The sequence below is a fragment of the Paraburkholderia sp. BR14320 genome (assembly GCF_040948665.1).
GTDB classification, from domain to species: Bacteria; Pseudomonadota; Gammaproteobacteria; order Burkholderiales; family Burkholderiaceae; genus Paraburkholderia; species Paraburkholderia youngii.
This window is the reverse complement of the sequence record NZ_JBFPKG010000081.1, coordinates 1-20,631: the sequence shown is the minus strand read 5'-3', so window position 1 is coordinate 20,631 and position 20,631 is coordinate 1. Positions and strand designations below refer to the sequence as shown.

The window sequence follows — 20,631 nt, the reverse complement described above, 5'->3', positions numbered from 1 at the left end:
CACCAGCATCGTTGAAGGGATCAACAACACGATCAAGGTCATCAAGCGCAGAGCTTACGGGTACCGCGACGAGGAGTACTTCTTCCTCAAAATCCGCGCCGCGTTCCCCGGAAATCCTCGATGAACCTAAAAAAAGCAGCCTGGCGGGCTGCTTTTTTTTTCGCCGGTACGCGGACGCGCCGCTCACGCCCCCTCGGTCAACGCCCGAATGGTCGGCAGGTTGCGCCAGTAACCCTTCGCGTCCATCCCGCAGCCGAACACGTACCGGTCCGGCACTTCGAAGCCGCAGTAATCGGGGCGCAGCGGCTTCGCCTTCGGAATGATCTTCTCGCACAGCACCGCGGACAGGAAGCGCTTCGCACCCATCGCGAGGATGCGGTCGCGGATCGCGGCCATCGTCTCGCCTTCGTCGAGGATGTCGTCGAGCACGAGCACCACGCGATCCTTGACCGACTCGGCCGGCGCGACGCGCCATTGCATCTCGTTGCTGCCCTTGGTCGTGTTGCGGTAGCGCGTCAGGTGGATGTAGTCGAACTCGAGCGGGAAATCGAGGTGCGGCAGCAGCATGCCGGTGAACACCGCGGCGCCGCCCATCACCGACAGCACGAGCGGGAAGTCCTCGCTCATCTCGTCGCGGATGGCGGCCGCCATGCGGGCGATCGACGCGGTGACGTCCGAGGCCGAAACGATCTCTTCGGAATGTTGAAAAATCTGTAGGGCTTCTTCGCGGTTCATGACGTCTGACGGCCGATAACTGTATACATAGTGTGAGTGGCAACATCCCGAGGGACGTTCACGCGAGGGACGACGCGATGCGCTACAGAATAAACCCGCACGATGCCGAAGTCAGCCACGCTGCGCATCGGCGCGAGCGCGCGCCGGTCCCATCAAGCTTAGCGCATGCCGGGCATCATGCCTTTCATGCCGCGCATCATCTTCTGCAGGTTGCCGCCCTTGAGCTTCTTCATCATCGTGCGCATCTGTTCGTACTGGTTCAGCATGCGGTTTACTTCCTGTACCTGCACGCCCGCGCCGGCGGCGATGCGGCGCTTGCGGGTCGCCTTGATCAGCTCGGGTTTGGCGCGCTCGGCTGGCGTCATCGAGTTGATGATGCCTTCCATGCGGCGCATCTGCTTCTCGGCCTGGCTCATGTCGGCGCCGGCGGCGGCCTGCTGGAACTGCGCGGGCAGCTTGTCCATCAGCGACGACAAGCCGCCCATGCCCTTCATTTGCGAGAGCTGCGCGCGGAAATCGTTGAGATCGAAGTCGCCGCCTTTCTTGACCTTGTCGGCGAGCTTCTGCGCGGCTTGCACGTCGACGCCGCGCTGCGCTTCCTCGACGAGCGCAAGAATGTCGCCCATGCCGAGAATCCGGCTCGCCATGCGGTCCGGGTGGAACACTTCGAGGCCGTCGAGCTTTTCGGCGACGCCCACGAACTTGACCGGCTTGCCCGTCACGTGACGCACCGACAGCGCCGCGCCGCCGCGCGAATCACCGTCGAGCTTGGTCAGCACGACGCCGGTGAGCGGCAGCGCGTCGCTGAACGCCTTCGCGGTGTTGACCGCGTCCTGACCGAGCATCGCGTCGACGACGAACAGCGTTTCAGCCGGCTTCAGCTCGGCGTGCAGCGCGGCGATTTCCTGCATCATCGCTTCGTCGATACCAAGACGGCCGGCCGTGTCGACGAGCAGCACGTCGTGATAGTGGCGCTTGGCCCAGTCGACCGCGGCGCGCGCGATGTCGACCGGCTTCTGGTTCGGCTCCGACGGGAAGAAGTCCGCACCGACCTGCTCGGTCACCGTTTTCAGCTGCGCGATAGCGGCGGGACGATAGACGTCGCACGAGACCGTCAGCACCTTCTTCTTGTACTTCTCGCGCAGCAGCTTCGCGAGCTTGCCGACCGTGGTCGTTTTACCGGCGCCCTGCAGACCCGCCATCAGGATGATCGCGGGCGGCGTAACGGCGAGATTGAGCTCGGAGGCCTTGCCTTCGTAATCACCACCGATCACCGCGGTCAGCTCGCGCTGCACCACGCCGACGAGCGCCTGACCCGGCGACAGGCTGGCGATCACCTCCTCGCCGAGCGCCTTCTCCTTGACCTTCGCGATGAACTCACGCACGACGGGCAGCGCCACGTCGGCCTCGAGCAGTGCGAGACGCACCTCGCGCAGCATTTCCTGGGTGTTCGCCTCGGTGAGCCGGGCTTCGCCGCGCAGCGTCTTGACGACGCGCGCCATCCGTTGAGTCAGATTGTCGAGCATGGGGAGCGATGAACGGTGGGGCCCGCGCAGCGCGCGAAGCGGAAGGCGTCGCGGGGAAGGGCCCTAGTGTAAACTTCGAATATGGATATTGTACTGTATGCCCTCACCGCGCTTCTCTACGGCGGTCTTGCCGTGGCCGGCTGGCGTTCGCACCGGCACGCCGCAGTGCGTCCGTTGCTCGAGAGCGTGCCGCCGCTGCCCGATCAAGCCGCCCACGCGGGCGCTCTGTTGGCCTCCGGCATGAGCGCGCCCGGGCGCGCGCTGTTATTCGTCGCGCTGCTCGCTCACGGCGTACTGCTGCATACCACGATCTTCCCGCAGAACGCGATGGTGTTCGGCTTCGCGTTCGCGCTGTCGGCAATGTTCTGGCTCGGCGCCGGCATCTACTGGATCGAAAGCTTCTTCTTCCCGCTCGACGGACTGCGCCTGCTGGTGTTGCCGCTCGCGTGCGTCGCATCGCTGCTGCCGCTTGCGTTCGGCGGCGTGCGCGTGCTGCCGTATGCGGCCGCGCCGATGTTCAAGCTGCACTTCCTGATCGCGAACATCGCGTACGGTCTGTTCGCGATCGCGGCGCTGCACGCGGTGCTGATGCTGGCGATCGAGCGGCGTTTGCATTCGATGCGCGGCGCTCTTGCGCAGCGACATGCGGCGTCGGGCAACGGCTGGTGGTCGAGCTGGCTCGACACGCTGCCGCCGCTGCTCACGCTCGAGAAGCTCCTGTTTCGTCTGATCGGCGCCGGCTTCGTGCTGCTCACGCTGACGCTGCTGTCGGGCATCCTGTTCAGCGAGCAGCTGCTCGACCGCGCGTTGCGGCTCGATCACAAAACTGTGTTCGCGATTCTTTCGTGGGTGATGTTCGGCGCGCTGCTGACCGCGCGCAAGGTGTCCGGCTGGCGCGGTCGTGCGGCATTGCGCTGGGTGCTGGCCTCGTTCGTCGCGCTGTTGCTCGCGTACGTCGGCAGCCGTTTCGTTTTAGAGGTGCTGTTGCACCGGCCTGTAGTGTGAGCGTCCCCATGCGACAAATCTTTTTGCTGATTCTGCTGTTCATCGTCGGTCAGTGGCTCGTGAAGGCGGTGCGCCGCCACGACGCGCAATCCGCGCAACGCACCGGCGCGCGCGGTGCCAACGGCGACGGCGCCGCGAATGGCGGCGCGCGTTCTTCGAATGGACAACAGCCGCAGCTCGCCGAACCGATGATTCGCTGCGTCGAGTGCGGCGTGCATGCACCGAAGAGCGACTCGGTCAACGTCGCGGGGCAGGCGTTCTGCTGCGCCGCGCACGCGCAGCGTCACAGCGCGCGTCCGAGCGGCCGCGACGCCCGATGAGCAACGTCTTCACCGTCGATGCCGACGGTTGGGTCCCCGCCGCACGCAAGCTCCCCTCGCCGAACTTCGAAGCGCGGCCGCAAGGCGCGGTTCCGACGCTGATCGTCGTTCACAACATCAGTCTGCCGCCGAACGAGTTCGGCGGCACCGCGATTGCCGAGCTGTTCCAGAACACGCTCGACTGCGACGCCCACCCGTACTACGACACGCATCTGCGCGGCGTGCGTGTGTCCGCGCATTTCGTGATTCATCGCGACGGCGCGCTCGAGCAGTTCGTGTCGTGCAATGAACGCGCGTGGCACGCGGGGCCGTCGAATTTTTTCGGCCGCGAGCGCTGCAATGATTTCTCGATCGGCATCGAGCTCGAAGGCAGCGACACCACCGCCTTCGAAGCGGCGCAATATTGCACGCTCGCCGCGCTGGTGAGCGCACTGAAGGCGCGCTATCCGATCGACGCGCTTGCCGGACACTCCGACATCGCACCCGGTCGCAAGACCGATCCCGGTCCACATTTCGAGTGGCCGCGGCTGCAACACGACACGTCGCTGGACGGTCGGTATTTCCCCTATCTCAAGTTTTCCGAAACGCGGTAATCCCCCTTCGCACGATCTTGCGTGATCCGCAGAGAACGAGGCGCAGCCTGCTTCTCCGGGGAGCTAATGCGCGTCGCGCAACGCAAAAGTCAAGACTTCGAACGCAAATAAAACGGTTTGACCTGTCTCGAATCTCCACTATACTTGGTGCCGACAACTGAGTTTCGCACTATATCTTGTGTTGTGCTGTGAATAACCATGTGCATAACCGAGTGAATAAGAGTGGATAAGTAAGCGGCGCCCCGCTCCCCGAGCACGGCGCCGCAAGCATTCCAGACAGCGAAGAAAAATTCCTGGGGGCGCAGCCGGTGGGGGATCTCCGGCCGCATCCAGAAGCATTCAGGAAAGGACCAGCCAGTGATCGCGACCGACCCGATGAAGACCGTCATCAAATCGAACCAGGCTTCCTCGCAGTTGCATCCCGCCAACCGGCAGAGCCGGCTTTCCTGCACCTCATCGCTCGCGCACGCGGCGGCGCGGCGTTCGTTTTAATCCGCGGCACTCGCCGCCATTTCCAAGACCAGGAGCTTTGCACATGCAAACCACCGACAACGTGACCACCCGGTACGAGGGCTCACCGACTGGCCAGGCTTTCGGCCAGACTCAAGGCGCACAGTCGCTCGCGCCGCAAGCGAGCTACGCCGACTACAAGGTGATCCGCCGCAACGGCACCGTGGTGTCGTTCGAGCCGTCGAAAATCGCGATCGCCGTGACGAAGGCGTTCCTCGCCGTCAACGGTGGTCAGGGCGCGGCGTCGGCGCGAGTGCGCGAACTGGTCGAGCAACTCACGCAGAACGTGGTGCGCGCGCTGGTGCGCAGCCGTCCGAACGGCGGCACGTTCCATATCGAAGACATTCAGGATCAGGTCGAACTCGCGCTGATGCGCGGCGGCGAGCACAACGTCGCGCGTGCTTACGTGCTGTATCGCGAGAAGCGCAACCAGGCGCGCGCGCATGACGACCATGCAGATGCCGCGAGCACCCCGGGCCTGAACGTGACCGACAACGGCATCACGCGTCCGCTCGACATGGCCGCGCTGCGCGGCATCATCGAGTCCGCCTGCGCGAACCTCGGCGACGCGGTGAGCGCCGAGCCGATCGTCGCGGAAACGGTGAAGAACCTGTACGACGGCGTACCGATGAGCCAGGTCTACGACTCGGCCATCCTCGCTGCCCGCACGATGATCGAGAAGGACCCGGCCTATAGCCAGGTCACCGCGCGCATCCTGCTGCACACGATCCGCCGCGAGATCCTCGAAGAAGAAGTCACGCAAGCCGAGATGGGCGAGCGCTACGCCGAGTACTTCCCGCAGTTCATCAAGCGCGGCGTGCAAGCCGAGCTGCTCGACGACAAGCTGCTCCAGTTCGACCTGAAGCGTCTGGGCGCCGCGCTCGACGCGAACCGTGACCTGCAGTTCGGCTACCTCGGTCTGCAGACGCTGTACGACCGCTACTTCCTGCATCACGACAACGTGCGTATCGAAATGCCGCAGGCATTCTTTATGCGTGTCGCGATGGGTCTGTCGCTGAACGAGATCGACCGCGAAGCGCGCGCGATCGAGTTCTACAACGTGCTGTCGAGCTTCGACTTCATGAGCTCGACGCCGACGCTGTTCAACTCGGGTACGCGCCGCTCGCAGCTGTCGTCGTGCTACCTGACCACGGTCGACGACGACCTCGACGGCATCTACGAAGCGCTGAAGGAAAACGCGCTGCTGTCGAAGTTCGCCGGCGGTCTCGGCAACGACTGGACGCGTGTGCGCGCGCTCGGCTCGCACATCAAGGGTACCAACGGCAAGTCGCAGGGCGTGGTGCCGTTCCTGAAGGTCGTCAACGACACGGCGGTCGCGGTGAACCAGGGCGGCAAGCGCAAGGGCGCGGTGTGCGCGTACCTCGAATCGTGGCACCTCGACATCGAGGAATTCCTGGAGCTGCGCAAGAACACCGGCGACGACCGTCGTCGCACGCACGATATGAACACCGCGAACTGGATTCCCGACCTGTTCATGAAGCGCGTGATGGAAGGCGGCGACTGGACCCTGTTCTCGCCGTCCACCTGCCCGGATCTGCACGACAAGTTCGGCGCCGAATTCGAAGCGGCTTACACGGCTTACGAAGACAAGGTCGCGCGCGGCGAGATCAAGCTGTTCAAGAAGCTTCCGGCGGCGCAGCTGTGGCGCAAGATGCTGGGCATGCTGTTCGAAACCGGCCATCCGTGGATCACGTTCAAGGACCCGTGCAACGTGCGCTCGCCGCAGCAGCACGTGGGCGTCGTCCACTCGTCGAACCTGTGCACGGAAATCACGCTGAACACGAGCGACGCCGAAATCGCCGTCTGTAACCTCGGCTCGGTGAACCTCGTCGCGCACCTGAAGGAACAGGCCGACGGCACGGTGGCGCTCGACCACGACAAGCTCAAGCGCACGATCAGCGTCGCGATGCGCATGCTCGACAACGTGATCGACATCAACTACTACGCGGTCGCCAAGGCGCGCAACTCGAACCTGAAGCACCGTCCGGTCGGCCTCGGCATCATGGGCTTCCAGGACTGCCTGCACGTGCTGCGCACGCCGTACGCGTCGCCCGAAGCGGTCGAGTTCGCCGATCGCTCGATGGAAGCGGTCTGCTACTACGCGTACTACGCATCGACCGAGCTCGCCGAAGAGCGCGGCCGCTACTCGAGCTACCGCGGCTCGCTGTGGGATCGCGGCATCCTCCCGCAAGACTCGGTGGCGCTGCTCGCCGAAGCGCGCGGCGGTTATGTCGAGGTCGATTCGAGCGAGTCGATGGACTGGCCGGCGCTGCGCTCGCGCATCGCGACCTACGGCATGCGCAACTCGAACTGTGTCGCGATCGCGCCGACCGCGACGATCTCGAACATCATCGGCGTGTCGGCGTGCATCGAGCCGACCTATCAGAACCTGTACGTGAAGTCGAACCTGTCGGGCGAGTTTACGGTGGTCAACGACTACCTGGTGCGCGACCTGAAGGCGCGCGGCCTTTGGGACGAAGTGATGGTCGCCGACCTGAAGTACTTCGACGGCACGCTGTCGCGCATCGACCGCATCCCGGCCGACCTGCGCGCGATCTATGCGACCGCGTTCGAAGTCGATCCGGTGTGGCTCGTCGAGTCGGCCTCGCGTCGTCAGAAGTGGATCGACCAGGCGCAGTCGCTGAACATCTACATGGCGGGCGCATCGGGCAAGAAGCTCGACGAGATCTACAAGCTCGCATGGCTGCGCGGTCTGAAGACCACCTACTATCTGCGCACGATGGCGGCGACGCACGTCGAGAAGTCGACGGTCGCGCACGGCGCGCTGAACGCGGTGAGCTCGGGGCATGACGGCTCGGGCGGCGCAGGCGGCTTCGGTGTGGGCGGCTCGACGGGTGGTGTGGCGGGTGGCGTGAGCGGCGGCTTCCAGGCAGCGGCAGCGACTGCCGCGGTCGGAGTCGAAGCGGCACCCGAAGCGGATGGTCCGGTCTGCATGATGCGTCCGGGCGATCCTGGCTTTGACGAGTGCGAGGCTTGCCAGTAACGAGAGGCAAGCAGCGGGAGCGATGCTTGCTAACTGCACACGAGGGTCGTAGGTGATGACCCGCAGGCGGCGAGCGACGCGCCCGGTCGATGAAGTAGAAGCAGGGCGATGAGCGGTGAGCAGAATCGATGTCTCACCGCTCGTCGATGCAGCGAAGCAACACAGCAGTTGGCAACACCAGACGATCGCTCGACATGGCATCGCACCTCAACCGCCAACGCTGACGCAACATGCTCAACACGGCTCACCGCCGACTCTCGCGATGAGCGATTCGCGCGGCATCGACCGGTCCATCGACCGGTCGGCGGATGCCGCGAACGCACTGCGCAATACACATAGATAGAGCAACGAAACGTCGTGTCGAAACGTTGCTCTTCGAGCTCGCGAAGGACCTCGGCAACACATGTTCAACACGCGATCATCACGCGTCACTCGATGCGTGACTGCATGAGTCACACGCAGCATGTCGAACAAAGTGTTGTATGAACGTAGCAACGCGAATCGAAAACAGGAATTTTCGCGAGTGAGCTCTTTTATCGCTCGTGAAAAGATGGTACAAACCGTTCTAAATTGATGGTGACATTTATGCTCAACTGGGATGACGAGATCACTGCCGTAACTCCCTCGAGCGCGACGCAACCGAACGTGTTGCGCAACGCTGCGGGGTCGGTTGTGGGTTCGCAAATCGGAACGCGTTCCGCTCCTCATGCTCCCTCCGCTCAAGAAGTCTTCGCGAACGACATCGCTGTTGCTCCCGTCGCTCATGCTGCCAACGCGGCGGCCGCTTCCGAAGCGCGCGTCAATGTCGCCGACAAGCGCATCATCAACGGCCAGACTGACGTCAACCAGCTGGTGCCGTTCAAGTACAAGTGGGCCTGGGAAAAGTATCTGGCGGGTTGCGCCAACCACTGGATGCCGCAGGAAGTGAACATGTCGCGCGACATCGCCCTGTGGAAAGACCCGAACGGGCTGACCGAAGACGAGCGTCGCATCGTCAAGCGCAACCTGGGCTTCTTCGTGACGGCCGACTCGCTCGCCGCCAACAACATCGTGCTGGGCACCTACCGCCACATCACGGCGCCCGAATGCCGCCAGTTCCTGCTGCGTCAGGCGTTCGAAGAGGCGATCCACACGCACGCTTACCAGTACATCGTCGAGTCGCTCGGTCTCGACGAGGGCGAAATCTTCAACGCGTATCACGAGGTCCCGTCGATCCGCGCGAAAGACGAATTCCTGATTCCGTACATCCACGTGCTGACCGACCCGGCCTTCAAGACCGGTACGCTCGAAGCAGACCAGACGCTGCTGCGCTCGCTGATCGTGTTCGCCTGTGTGATGGAAGGCCTGTTCTTCTACGTCGGCTTTACGCAAATCCTGGCGCTCGGACGCCAGAACAAGATGACCGGCGCGGCGGAGCAGTACCAGTACATCCTGCGCGACGAGTCGATGCACTGCAACTTCGGCATCGACCTGATCAACCAGATCAAACTCGAAAACCCGCACCTGTGGACGGCTGAGTTCCGCGCCGAAATTCGCGCGATCTTCCAGCAGGCGGTCGAGCTCGAATACCGCTACGCCGAAGACACGATGCCGCGCGGTGTGCTCGGCCTGAACGCGTCGATGTTCAAGAGCTATCTGCGCTTCATCTGCAACCGCCGTTGCCAGCAGATCGGTCTCGATCCGCTGTACCCGAACGAGGAAAACCCGTTCCCGTGGATGAGCGAGATGATCGACCTGAAGAAGGAACGCAATTTCTTCGAGACGCGAGTGATCGAATATCAGACTGGCGGTGCGCTGTCCTGGGAGTAAGCCGGGATTCGCGTCGCGGATGGTTTCATTGATGGGGATGCCGCCGCCTGTGGCCGCGGCGCCCCGGGTTAGGAGCAGAACGGCCTGATGCAAAGCGTGCCCGGTGCCTTGACGGCCCACAAACATGACAGGCACTTTGCGGACCCTTCAGTGGGATGGGCAAACTTCCCCCCGGAAAAAGCCGCTGGCGTCGTTGCCGGCGGCCCGATCAAGCAATTGCCGGCGTCGCCTCGCGACGCCGACCAGATTTGGCGCGCGGTGCCTTGGGGCACGGCGCGCCTTACCGCATTCATTAGCGTAAGCGCGTTGCACCTGCGTACGCCGATGAATAGCCCGCTTCGTAGCGCGCGCCCTGAGAAGCGTCCGCGGGAAGCGGGTTTTGACGAAGGGTGTAGTTTGAACTGACCTCATCTGAAAACCTGAAGGAGAAAATGATGGCAACTGCAAAGAAAGCCGCGGCCAAGAAGACCGCAGCAAAGAAGACCGCAGCAAAGAAGGCTGCTCCGGCTAAGAAGGCTGCTCCGGCCAAGAAGGTCGCCGCGAAGAAGGTCGCAGTGAAGAAGGTCGCAGCGAAGAAGGTCGCGGCGAAGAAGGCAGCACCGGCGAAGAAAGCCGCAGTGAAGAAGGTCGCGGCGAAGAAGGTTGCAGCCAAGAAGGTCGCGGCGAAGAAGGCAGCACCGGCGAAGAAAGCCGCGGTGAAGAAGGTCGCAGCGAAGAAGGTCGCAGCGAAGAAGGCGGCACCGGCGAAGAAGACCGCAGCGAAGAAAGCAGCACCGGCGAAGAAGACCGCGGCGAAGAAGACCGCTGCCAAGAAGGCCGCGCCTGCGAAAAAGGCTGCAGCCAAGAAAGCTGCACCTGCCAAGAAGGCTGCCGCGAAGAAGGCCGCTGCACCTGCGAAGAAGGCTGCCCCTGCGAAGAAGGCTGTCGCCAAGAAGGCCGCGCCTGCTCCCGCTGCGCCTGCTGTCTCGAGCGCACCGGCGGCGACGGTGAAGACCGCGCTGAACCCGGCAGCGGCATGGCCGTTCCCGACGGGCAGCCGTCCGTAAGCAGTAGCTGTAGCAGTACGTCGACACATCGAACGATGTGTCGGATGACCGGGTCGTGCTCGAGCTGTTGCGAGCGCCACCCGGTCAATGTCCCGTTACCGGTGTGCCGGTGGCGGGTTTTTTTTTGCCTGTCGCCCGGAAAGAAAAACACGCATGGACCCGGGAGGGCGCATGCGTGTGATGTCGTCGTCGCGGCGCTGAACTACGCGCGGCCGCGCGGGAGGGGGAACTGCGCTTAGTGCGTGACGCGCGTGACGCCGCCACTCGACAGCAGCCTCACGCGATCGCCGGCGCGGAAGATTTCGCCGGTGGCAGTTTGGGTGATGGCGCGCATGTCGCCGTTGTCGAGCCGCACGGTGATTTCGATGCCGTCGCGCATCGCCACACGGTTTTCGATCGCATTGCCGGCGACCGCACCGCCGATGCCGCCGACGATACCCGTCGCGACCTGGCCACGTCCGCCGCCGAACGCAGTGCCAGCGAGCGCGCCGAGCGCCGCGCCGCCGAGTGCGCCGATGCCGATCGGCTGACCTTCGTTCGTGCTGATTCGGACCGCGCGCACGCTTTCCACCGTGGCCATGCGCACCGTCTGTTCACGCTGCGCCTGCGAAGCGGTGAAAACGTCGGGAGAGCTGCTGTTGACCGCACACCCCGACATGGCCAGCGAACCGGCGATCAAGGTGGCGACGATCAGGCGACTCGAGGTTCTCATTCCCAAACTCCCATAGCACGCGATATCAGTGCAGGTCGTATCCGAAGGCCTGCTTGAACCGCTCGTTGATTTCCGCCCGGCTGGGCGCGTAGTTTTGCGGGCCCTGATGCTCGATCTTCAGTGCGCCCATCAGGCTGGCGAGACGGCCGGTGGTTGCCCAACCGAGGCCCTTCTCGATACCGTAGAGCAAGCCGCCGCGAAATGCGTCGCCGCAACCGGTGGGATCGAGCACCCGCCTGGCCTTGACCGCCGGGATTTCTTCGATAGCGCCGCCGTGATGGATCTGAGCACCCTTCTCGCCGAGCGTGATGATCAGCGCATCGACCTTGCTGGCGATCTGCTCGATCGACCAGCCGGTCTTATTGCTCACCAGCGCGGCTTCGTAATCGTTGACCGCTACATAGGTAGCAAGTTCAATGACGCGCCGCAGCGTCTCGCCGTCGAACAGCGGCAAGCCCTGGCCCGGATCGAAGATGAACGGCACGCCTGCGGCGGCCAGCTGCTCGGAGTGTTGAACCATGCCGTCATAGCCGTCCGGCGCGACGATGCCGAGCGTCAAGCCCTTCACTTCGTCGGCGCGGTTCTGATGCGACTGCATCATCGCGCCCGGATGGAACGCGGTGATCTGGTTGTTCTCGAGGTCGGTCGTGATCATCGCCTGCGCCGAGTAGGTGTCGGGCACGACGAGCACGTTTTCCGTCGACAGGCCGAGCTCCGCGAGCCGGTCCAGATAAAGCTGCGCGTCGACGGCGCCGATCGCGCCCATGATGCGCGCGTCGCCGCCGAGCAGATTCAGCGCATACGCGATGTTGCCCGCGCAACCGCCGAACTCGCGACGCATGGTCGGCACGAGAAAGCTTACGTTCAGGATGTGGACCTGCTCCGGCAGGATGTGCTCCCGAAAGCGGCCTTCGAAGGTCATGATGTTGTCGTACGCGAGCGAGCCGCAGATGAGCGTAGCCAAGGCGAGCGTTCCTGTATGAAAACGGTGGGATAGGAAGACAGACGCGCCGCGCCGACGGCGCCACGCGAGGCGCGGCGCCGTCGTTCGCGAGCGAGAGGGCTTACTTCAGCGCGGCGAGCGCTGCGTCGTAGTTCGGTTCGTTCTTGATCTCGCCGACCAGCTCGGCGTGCAAGACCTTGTCGTTCTCGTCCAGCACGACGACCGCGCGCGCGGTCAGGCCGGTCAGCGGACCGCTCGTCACATCGACGCCGTACGCTTGCGCGAACTCGTGGCCGCGGAACGTCGACGCGGTCACCACGTTCTCGATGCCCTCGGTCGTGCAGAAGCGCGACGCCGCGAACGGCAGGTCGCCCGACACCACAATCACTGCCGTGTTGCTGAGCTTCGCGGCGGCTTCGTTGAACTTGCGCGTCGACGTTGCGCAGGTCGGCGTGTCGAGACTCGGGACGATGTTGAGCACCTTGCGCTTGCCGGCGAAGTCGGCGAGCGTCAGCGGCTTCAGGTCGCGGCCGACCAGCGAGAACGCGGCGGCCTGCTGGCCGACCGACGGGAAAGTGCCGCTTACTTCGATCGGGTTGCCACCCAGCGTGACTTGACTCATGTGTTGTGCTCCGAAAAGGGCGTCAGTGACGACAATGATGCGCCCGCTCGGGAGCGGGCGCGCGAGGGTGCGTTACGGATAAAAGATCTGTACACGGAAATTGGAGGCGATCGCGGTGCCGGTGTCGAGGTGCACGATCATCGTCTGTGTCGCGTGCGCGGGCAGGCCGGCCGCGATCACGGTGCCCGGTGGCACGTAATCCTGCGGCCATAGCACGCGCCGCACCGCGACGTTGTTCTGATCGTCGAGCAGCGTGAGTTCGATCGCCGGGTAGGCGAGCGCGATGTTCAGGCGGTTGTGCAGCGGCATCTTCAGTTCGAGCTTGTGCGGGCCGTCGATCTGCCGCAGATCGGAGGGCTCGACCAGCAAGCCTTCGATGTCGTGCGGCGGCGTCAGCTGACAGCCGAGGTGCGCGCAGGCTTGCGCATACAGGATCTGCGAGCGCGGCACGTTGACCATGATGGTCTCGCGTTGCCACCACGCGAGTTGCGCGAGCAGCGCACTGACGAGCAGCGCGGCGAGCACCACGCCGGCGACGATCCAGCCGACGCGGCCGGCGTCCACCGGGCGGGTTTCGCGCATAACCGGAAACGGATCGTCGCCAGCGCTGATCGGAGGATTGACCGAGAACGGCTCGCCGCTCGATGGGGCGGGCGCCGGGCCTCCCGGCGGGCGCGGGCCGCCGGGACCACCGGCGCCGGCAGCGCCTGCGGCGGCGCCGAAGCCGGCCGCACCTACGCCGGCCGCACCTACGCCGGCCGCACCTAAGCCGGCCGCGCCTACGCCGGCCGCGCCGAAGTGCGGTTCGTTGTCGCGCATGCCATGAAGGTTTGCCGGCTCACGCCGCGCGGGTTCGTCGAGCATGGACGGCTCGGGGCGTTCGACCTTGTGCCAGACGCGTGGCGCTTCGTTGTCGACTCGCGGTGGGGCAGCAGGCGCGGAGGGCGGGGCGACAGGCGGTTCATCGACCGCGTCGTCGGCGGGATAGGCGAACGGTTCGAGCGGCGCGTCGGCCAGCGTCGGCTCATCGTCCGGGGAGAGCGGCGCCGGGGAAGCGCCAGCGCGCAGTTCAGGTTCGGTCGCCTGACGCGGCGTGCCCGACGTGACGGTTGCGTGCTCGGTGCCGCCGAGCGACAGCGGCGCGAGCGGCACGCTGCTCGCGTGGTCGCGCAAACGGGAGTCGAGCGTGCTGCGGGAAATGCTGGTGGAGTCCTGTTCCGGAGCCAGCGCGCTCGGGGCCCATGCGTCGCTGCTGAAATCCGAGCCTGGTTGCCGCACTCCCGACAGCGCTTCGATCGCCGCCGCGGCGGCAACCGGTTTGGCGTTCGAAAAATCGCCGCCTTCGGAGACGTCGAACAGACTGCTCGATGCGTCGAAGACTTCCTGACAATGCCCGCACCGCACGAGGCCGCGGCGCTGTGCAAGCTGCGCCGGTTGCAGACGGAAAACAGTTTCGCAGAAGGGGCAACGCGTCGCCAGGTGCATATCGAGCCGTTGAGCCAGAGGCCGTTAGGTTGACAATATGCCTTATTCTAATTGCTTTCGCGGCGCGTTCCGGCGAGGCACACCCAACCTTCATGTTCGCGCCACACGCTGATGTCGATCCAGCGGGCGTAGACCTGCGCGACTTCGTCGGCCTGGCGCGCGAGAATCCCCGACAGTGCGATGCGGCCGCCCGGCTTCACCTTCGACGACAACATCGACGCCATCAGCTTCAGCGGATTCGACAGAATGTTCGCGACCACCACGTCGAATTCGCCGGCCGGGCAGGCATCGGGCAGGCCATAGGTGACGTCGGCGTGGTTGCGCTCGCTATTGTGACGCGCCGATTCGACCGCCTGCGGATCGATGTCGATGCCGATCACCGGATCGGCGCCGCACTTCTTCGCGAGAATCGCGAGGATGCCCGAGCCGCAGCCGTAGTCGAGCACGGACTGGCCGGGCTTGATCGCATGTTCGATCCACTCCATGCATAGGCGCGTGGTGGGGTGGCTGCCGGTGCCGAACGCGAGGCCCGGATCGAGTTCGAGCACGAGCGCGTCAGGGTCCGGCGCATCGTGCCACGACGGCACCACCCAGATGCGCTCGCCGATCTGAATCGGATCGAACTGCGACTGCGTGAGCCGCACCCAGTCCTGCTCCTCGACCTCGCGCACGGTATAGGCCGGCGCGGCATCGAGTCCGATTTCGTTGGCCGCGGCGGTCAGCAGCACGGCCGGATCGTGCTCCGGCGCGAGCAGGGCGATCACGCGCGAATGCTGCCATGCCGTGCGATCCGGCGTGAGACCGGGCTCGCCGAACAGCGGCTGCTCGTCGGGCGTGTCGGCGTCGGCATCTTCAACCGACACGGACAGCGCGCCCAGCTCGAGCAGCGCGTCGGAGAACTCCTCCGCGTGCTCGCGCGCCAGTTCGGCGACCAGTTCCCGATAACTCATGACTTACGCTTCTTCCGCGACCTGCTGACGCGCGGCCAGCCGGTTTTCGAGGTAATGGATGCTGGTGCCGCCTTCGACGAACTTCGCGTCGAGCATCAGCTCGCGGTGCAGCGGGATGTTGGTCTGAATGCCTTCGACCACCATTTCCGACAACGCGATACGCATCCGGCTGATCGCCTGTTCGCGCGTGGCGCCGTAAGCAATCAGCTTGCCGATCATCGAATCATAGTTCGGCGGCACGAAATAACCATTGTAGGCGTGCGAATCGACGCGGATGCCGGGGCCGCCCGGCATATGCCACGACGTCAGGCGTCCCGGCGACGGCGTGAACTTGAACGGATCTTCGGCGTTGATCCGGCATTCGATCGCATGGCCGCGGAACTGGATGTCGCGCTGACGGAACGCGAGCTTCTCGCCGGCCGCGATGCGGATCTGTTCCTGCACGATGTCGACACCGGTGATCAGTTCGGTCACCGGATGCTCGACCTGCACGCGCGTGTTCATCTCGATGAAGTAGAACTCGCCGTTTTCGTACAGGAACTCGAAGGTGCCCGCGCCGAGATAGCCCATCTTCTTGCACGCATCCGCGCAACGATCGCCGATCCGGTCGATCAGACGGCGCGCGATGCCCGGCGCCGGCGCTTCCTCGATCACTTTCTGGTGACGGCGTTGCATCGAGCAGTCGCGCTCGCCGAGCCACACGGCATTCTTGAACGAGTCGGCGAGCACCTGGATTTCGATGTGCCGCGGGTTCTCGAGGAATTTCTCCATGTAGACCTGCGGGTTGCCGAACGCGCGGCCGGCTTCCTCGCGGGTCATGTTGACCGCGTTGACGAGCGCCGCTTCCGTATGGACCACGCGCATGCCGCGGCCGCCGCCGCCGCCCGCTGCCTTGATGATGACCGGATAGCCGATCTGTCGGGCGATCTTCACGATCTCCTTCGGATCGTCCGGCAGTGCGCCTTCCGAACCGGGCACGCAAGGCACGCCGGTCTTGATCATGGTCTGCTTGGCCGTGACCTTGTCGCCCATCATGCGGATCGTTTCCGGACGCGGGCCGATGAAGGTGAAGCCGGACTGCTCGACGCGCTCGGCGAAGTCGGCGTTCTCCGACAGGAAGCCGTAGCCGGGGTGGATCGCTTCGGCGTCGGTCACTTCGGCCGCGCTGATCAGCGCGGGCATGTTCAGATAGCTCAGATTCGACGGGGCCGGGCCGATGCAGACCGCCTCGTCGGCGAGCTTCACGTACTTGGCTTCCTTGTCGGCTTCCGAGTAGACGACGACCGTCTTGACGCCGAGCTCGCGGCAGGCGCGCTGGATACGAAGCGCGATCTCGCCACGATTGGCAATGAGGATTTTTTCAAACATAGCGGGTTTTCGACTCATCAATGGGCGCCGGGTCGGTCACGACGCCGGCTGCCGCAGAGGATCGGTCGCGCGCCTCGGGACGAGCGGCGCGCGGGCGGCGAATGGTGCGTGCCGCGTTAGCCGACCACGAACAGCGGTTGGCCGTACTCGACCGCCTGGCCGTTTTCGACGAGGATCTCCTTGACCACGCCCGACTTGTCCGCTTCGATCTCGTTGAGCAGCTTCATCGCTTCGATGATGCAGATGGTCTGGCCTTCCTTGACCGTGTCGCCAACCTGCACGAACGGATCGGCACCCGGCGACGGCGCGCGGTAGAACGTGCCGACCATCGGCGAGGTGACGACGTGACCTTGCGGCGCGGCGGCGGCCGGCGTGGCCGGAGCGTTCGCGGCGGCCGGCGCTTCGACTGCTGCCGGCGCGGCTTGCGGGAATTGCGGTGCGGCGTACGAGGCGGACGGTTGGACGTAAACCGGCGGCGCATTCTTGACGATGCGGACCTTGCCTTCGCCCTCGGTCACTTCGAGTTCGGAAATACCGGACTCCGAGACCAGGTCGATCAGAGTTTTGAGTTTACGTAGATCCATCAGGGTGCCCCTTTCAATGCGTAGTGTGCCGGCGTATGCAAAGGTGCAGTAGCCGGCTCAAATTGGACGTGTTTGGATTCAGCCGCGCGACGAACCAGCGGCGAGCCGGTCGAGCGCGAATTCGAGCGCGTACAGATACCCCTTCCAGCCGAGGCCGCAAATCACGCCCTCTGCCTGGTCGGAGAAATACGAGTGATGCCTGAACGGTTCCCGGCGATGCACGTTCGAAAGATGAACCTCGACGAACGGGATGCCGACCCCCGCTAGTGCGTCCCGAATGGCCACGCTCGTGTGCGTGTACGCGGCGGGATTGATCAGGATGAAATCGGTTTGCTCGGTGCGGGCCGCCTGAATGCGGTCGACCAGCGCGCCTTCGTGATTGCTCTGGAATGATGCGAATTCGACGCCCGCATCGGCTGCACGGTCCGCCAGCGCCTGATCGATCTGCGGCAGGGTCACGCGACCGTAGACCTCGGGTTCCCGGGTGCCGAGAAGGTTGAGGTTGGGTCCGTGCAGTACCAGCAGGCGCGTCATGGTCGCTTCTTTTTCCGTGGAATTGCGCGCACTTTAGCGCTGATTAGAGAAACTTGTCTAGTTTCGCGCGCGTACGCGGCGACGGCCGGGGCGGGCCGCCGCACAGCCGTGAGCCGAACTTCACTCAAAATCGGGGATTATCCGCGCATTTTCGCTCGTTCTGCACGCAAGCGGGCGCCAAAAAGCGCAGCGTCAGAAATCGGGAAATTTATAGCGTGTCGAGCGTCTGACGCAGGGCCGCGGGGTCGATCTGGCCCAATTTTGTCGAGCGGATGTTGCCTTTTGCGTCGATCACGACGGTAAACGGCAAGCCGCCCGCATTGTTGCCGAACGCGCGCGCGAGGTCGGCGCCGCCGAAACCGGTCACGTAGATCGGGTACGCGACCTTGACCTTCTGCAGGAAGGTCTGGATGTTCTTTTCCGAGTCGACGCCGAGACCGACGAACTGGATGCCTTTCTTCGCGTATTCGCGCTGGATCTGCGACAGCTCAGGCATTTCCTCGACGCACGGGCCACACCACGACGCCCAGAAGTTGACGACGATAGGGTGGCCCTTGAGCATGCTCAGCGACTGCGGCTTGCCGTCGACATTCGTGACCGGCGCACTCCACAGCTGCTGGACGGGACTCGCCTGGGTATCAGGCTGTGACCCACCCTGCGCCGCGTACGCGACGTCGGCGCCGCGATTGAGCCAGTGATTGGCCAGCACACCGCCGCCCGCGGCGAGCAGCGCGACGGCCACGCCCGCCAGCATACGTCTTGTGTTCATCGTGCTCCGCTCTGTCTGATCAATTGGTGAAGGATGGCACCTGGTCGCCGTCGAGCAGCGCCTGTACCGCCTGCAGGTTCGCCCGCGCCGTGCGGCCGCGTGCGTCGGCGCGCACCGCGCCGCGCAGGTCGTCCGTTTCGTACAGCGCGACATGGATGCCGACCGGCTCGGCGTTGCGGTCGTCCGCGGGACGCCACAGAAAGCTCAGCGTCTCCACATAGCCACGTCCCGCGAAATGGCGCGTTTCCGACACGTCGTACTGGATATTCGCGTTAAGCATGTAGATCGCGACTTCCTTCGGATTGTCGCAAAACACCTGCAGATGCACGTCCGAATGCTCGCCGGCCGTGCCGCCGAGTACCGCGCCCGTCAGATACGGATTGAACGGCGTGAGCCGCTCCATCCAGTCGACCGCGATCACACGCAGCCGCCGCAAGAGCGCCGGCTGGCTGTCGCCCTGGAACAGCGATTGATATTCGCGGATTTCTTCTTCGATCTGGTCGTTGTCCGGCAGCCATTCGCCGGCAATACGGGTTTCGCCGACGACCTGCCGGGCCGCCTTGCGCTTCGCGCTGGCGTAGTCCAGACCGTCTTCGGCAATCATGCGCGCAGCCGCGATCGCGATTTCCTCGCGCACGCGTTGCGGATCGAAATGTGATTTGCGGACCATCCCTGCATCATACTAGATCGGGCCTGGCGACGCGGCTGGGCGGCCCGGACGGGGCGGCGCCGGGCGTGGCCCGCAGGGGCGGCGCGCGCCGTGTCGGTTACAATAGGCGTCCTTTGCAGACGGTCGTTCCGGCCGTCCTGCGGCCTCCCATCCCTCGCAAAAAACGCCCCCACGGCACGACAGGCTTATGCATATCCACATCCTCGGCATCTGCGGCACCTTCATGGGCGGACTCGCGGTGCTCGCGCGCAATGCGGGCCACACGGTGACCGGCTGCGACGCCGGCGTCTATCCGCCGATGAGCACGCAGCTCGAGGCCCAAGGCATCCGTCTGATCGAGGGCTACGACGCGGAACAGCTGAACGGCCTGAACGCGGATCTGTTCGTGATCGGCAACGTGGTCACGCGCGGGAATCCGCTGATGGAAGCGATTCTGGATCGCGGCCTGCCGTACGTGTCCGGTCCGCAGTGGCTCGGCGAGCACGTGCTGAACGGCAAATGGGTGCTGGCCGTGGCCGGCACGCACGGCAAGACCACCACGAGCTCGATGCTGACCTGGCTGCTCGAAGACGCGGGCCTGAATCCGGGCTTTCTGATCGGCGGTGTGCCGCTGAACTTCGGCGTGTCGGCGCGGCTCACCGATTCGAGCTTCTTCGTGATCGAAGCCGACGAATACGACACCGCATTCTTCGATAAACGCTCGAAGTTCGTCCATTACCGCCCGAAAACGGCGGTACTGAACAATCTCGAATTCGATCACGCCGACATCTTCCCTGATCTCGCCGCGATCGAAACGCAGTTCCACCATCTGATCCGTACAGTGCCGCGCCTTGGCCGCGTCGTCACGAACGGCCGCGAGGACGCGCTCGAGCGCGTGCTGATGCGCGGCTGCTGGAGCGAGGTCGAGCGCTTCGGGGTGCAGGGTGGCTGGGAGATCCAGCCGGCGGAGCAGGGCGTGCCCGTCGACGAACGCTTTGCCGTCTATCACAGCGGCGAGCGCGTCGGCGTGGTCGACTGGCAGGTGCAGGGCGAACATAACCGCATGAACGCGCTCGCCGCGATCGCCGCCGCGCGCCACGTCGGCGTGCCGCCCGCGCAGGCCGCGAAATCGCTGTCGAGCTTCCGCAACGTGAAGCGCCGCATGGAAGTGCGCGGCAGCGTCGACGGCGTGACCGTATATGACGACTTCGCGCATCACCCCACCGCGATCGAGACGACGGTGGCCGGGCTGCGTGCGCGGGTCGGCCGCGACAACACGCGAATTCTCGCGGTGCTCGAACCGCGCTCGAACACGATGAAGCTCGGCGTGATGAAAGCGCAACTGCCGGCAAGCCTCGCCGACGCCGACCTCGTGTTCGGCTACGGTGCGCCGAGCGGGCGCGACGCGCTCGGCTGGAACCTCGGCGAAGCGCTCGCGCCGCTCGA

The 20,631-nt window shown here is 64.6% G+C and carries 22 protein-coding genes; 10 read left to right on the top strand and 12 right to left on the bottom strand.

Going from position 1 to position 20,631, the window contains the following annotated elements:
- Window positions 1–124: transposase (locus AB3X89_RS36995; protein WP_199125460.1), on the top strand; the 124-nt coding region annotated here is incomplete at its 5' end.
- Window positions 125–183: 59 nt separating this feature from the next.
- Here the strand turns inward: AB3X89_RS36995 and AB3X89_RS36990 are convergent.
- Both AB3X89_RS36990 and ffh read right to left on the bottom strand, forming a co-directional pair.
- A complete protein-coding gene (locus tag AB3X89_RS36990) occupies window positions 184–735 on the bottom strand; it encodes a hypoxanthine-guanine phosphoribosyltransferase (protein ID WP_018437636.1) in 552 nt (183 codons plus the stop codon).
- 158 nt (window positions 736–893) lie between these two features.
- Window positions 894–2,261, bottom strand: coding sequence for a signal recognition particle protein (gene ffh / locus AB3X89_RS36985; protein ID WP_176105005.1), 1,368 nt, complete (start codon window positions 2,259–2,261; stop codon window positions 894–896).
- Window positions 2,262–2,342: 81 nt separating this feature from the next.
- Between ffh and AB3X89_RS36980 the strand changes: the two genes are divergently transcribed.
- From AB3X89_RS36980 to AB3X89_RS36945, 8 genes are all read left to right on the top strand, one after another.
- Window positions 2,343–3,266: an inner membrane protein YpjD gene (locus AB3X89_RS36980; RefSeq protein WP_368587632.1), complete on the top strand. Its 924-nt coding sequence runs from the start codon at window positions 2,343–2,345 to the stop codon at window positions 3,264–3,266.
- 8 nt (window positions 3,267–3,274) lie between these two features.
- Window positions 3,275–3,586 (top strand): PP0621 family protein, encoded by a 312-nt coding sequence (locus AB3X89_RS36975; RefSeq protein WP_368587631.1) that lies wholly within the window; start codon window positions 3,275–3,277, stop codon window positions 3,584–3,586.
- Window positions 3,583–4,179 (top strand): 1,6-anhydro-N-acetylmuramyl-L-alanine amidase AmpD, encoded by a 597-nt coding sequence (ampD, locus tag AB3X89_RS36970; RefSeq protein ID WP_368587630.1) that lies wholly within the window; start codon window positions 3,583–3,585, stop codon window positions 4,177–4,179. Before AB3X89_RS36975 ends, ampD begins: the two co-directional genes overlap by 4 nt.
- A gap of 357 nt (window positions 4,180–4,536) precedes the next feature.
- A complete protein-coding gene (locus AB3X89_RS36965) occupies window positions 4,537–4,671 on the top strand; it encodes a hypothetical protein (RefSeq protein WP_368587629.1) in 135 nt (44 codons plus the stop codon).
- A gap of 43 nt (window positions 4,672–4,714) precedes the next feature.
- Window positions 4,715–7,714 (top strand): ribonucleoside-diphosphate reductase subunit alpha, encoded by a 3,000-nt coding sequence (locus tag AB3X89_RS36960; RefSeq protein ID WP_368587628.1) that lies wholly within the window; start codon window positions 4,715–4,717, stop codon window positions 7,712–7,714.
- A gap of 585 nt (window positions 7,715–8,299) precedes the next feature.
- Window positions 8,300–9,523 carry a ribonucleotide-diphosphate reductase subunit beta gene (locus AB3X89_RS36955; protein ID WP_176105010.1) on the top strand — a complete coding sequence of 408 codons (1,224 nt, stop codon included), beginning with the start codon at window positions 8,300–8,302 and terminating at the stop codon, window positions 9,521–9,523.
- Between the two features lie 87 nt (window positions 9,524–9,610).
- Window positions 9,611–9,928: a hypothetical protein gene (locus AB3X89_RS36950; RefSeq protein WP_176380933.1), complete on the top strand. Its 318-nt coding sequence runs from the start codon at window positions 9,611–9,613 to the stop codon at window positions 9,926–9,928.
- Between the two features lie 29 nt (window positions 9,929–9,957).
- The gene (locus tag AB3X89_RS36945) at window positions 9,958–10,569 is read left to right on the top strand and encodes a histone H1-like DNA-binding protein (RefSeq protein WP_368587633.1); all 612 of its coding nucleotides are present in this window, start codon (window positions 9,958–9,960) and stop codon (window positions 10,567–10,569) included.
- A 235-nt stretch (window positions 10,570–10,804) separates the two neighbouring features.
- Here AB3X89_RS36945 and AB3X89_RS36940 read toward each other — a convergent pair whose 3' ends face one another.
- The 10 genes from AB3X89_RS36940 to AB3X89_RS36895 form a co-directional block, all read right to left on the bottom strand.
- A complete protein-coding gene (locus tag AB3X89_RS36940; RefSeq protein WP_013090574.1) occupies window positions 10,805–11,281 on the bottom strand; it encodes a glycine zipper 2TM domain-containing protein in 477 nt (158 codons plus the stop codon).
- A gap of 25 nt (window positions 11,282–11,306) precedes the next feature.
- Window positions 11,307–12,245: a carbohydrate kinase family protein gene (locus AB3X89_RS36935; protein WP_368587627.1), complete on the bottom strand. Its 939-nt coding sequence runs from the start codon at window positions 12,243–12,245 to the stop codon at window positions 11,307–11,309.
- Between the two features lie 100 nt (window positions 12,246–12,345).
- On the bottom strand, window positions 12,346–12,846 hold the full coding sequence (gene tpx / locus AB3X89_RS36930) for a thiol peroxidase (protein ID WP_176380931.1): 501 nt from the start codon (window positions 12,844–12,846) through the stop codon (window positions 12,346–12,348).
- A 72-nt stretch (window positions 12,847–12,918) separates the two neighbouring features.
- Window positions 12,919–14,331: a zinc-ribbon and DUF3426 domain-containing protein gene (locus AB3X89_RS36925; RefSeq protein ID WP_368587626.1), complete on the bottom strand. Its 1,413-nt coding sequence runs from the start codon at window positions 14,329–14,331 to the stop codon at window positions 12,919–12,921.
- Between the two features lie 47 nt (window positions 14,332–14,378).
- Window positions 14,379–15,281, bottom strand: coding sequence for a 50S ribosomal protein L11 methyltransferase (gene prmA / locus AB3X89_RS36920; protein WP_368587625.1), 903 nt, complete (start codon window positions 15,279–15,281; stop codon window positions 14,379–14,381).
- 3 nt (window positions 15,282–15,284) lie between these two features.
- A complete protein-coding gene (accC, locus tag AB3X89_RS36915; protein WP_013090569.1) occupies window positions 15,285–16,649 on the bottom strand; it encodes an acetyl-CoA carboxylase biotin carboxylase subunit in 1,365 nt (454 codons plus the stop codon).
- A gap of 116 nt (window positions 16,650–16,765) precedes the next feature.
- Window positions 16,766–17,233 carry an acetyl-CoA carboxylase biotin carboxyl carrier protein gene (gene accB, locus AB3X89_RS36910; protein WP_176121879.1) on the bottom strand — a complete coding sequence of 156 codons (468 nt, stop codon included), beginning with the start codon at window positions 17,231–17,233 and terminating at the stop codon, window positions 16,766–16,768.
- Between the two features lie 78 nt (window positions 17,234–17,311).
- Window positions 17,312–17,767, bottom strand: coding sequence for a type II 3-dehydroquinate dehydratase (gene aroQ, locus AB3X89_RS36905; protein ID WP_368587624.1), 456 nt, complete (start codon window positions 17,765–17,767; stop codon window positions 17,312–17,314).
- Between the two features lie 208 nt (window positions 17,768–17,975).
- A complete protein-coding gene (locus AB3X89_RS36900; protein ID WP_368587623.1) occupies window positions 17,976–18,536 on the bottom strand; it encodes a TlpA family protein disulfide reductase in 561 nt (186 codons plus the stop codon).
- Between the two features lie 19 nt (window positions 18,537–18,555).
- Window positions 18,556–19,206 carry a UDP-N-acetylmuramate--alanine ligase gene (locus AB3X89_RS36895; protein ID WP_368587622.1) on the bottom strand — a complete coding sequence of 217 codons (651 nt, stop codon included), beginning with the start codon at window positions 19,204–19,206 and terminating at the stop codon, window positions 18,556–18,558.
- A 187-nt stretch (window positions 19,207–19,393) separates the two neighbouring features.
- Here AB3X89_RS36895 and mpl point away from each other — a divergent pair.
- A partial coding sequence (gene mpl, locus AB3X89_RS36890) for a UDP-N-acetylmuramate:L-alanyl-gamma-D-glutamyl-meso-diaminopimelate ligase (protein WP_368587621.1) occupies window positions 19,394–20,631 on the top strand: 1,238 nt, incomplete at its 3' end.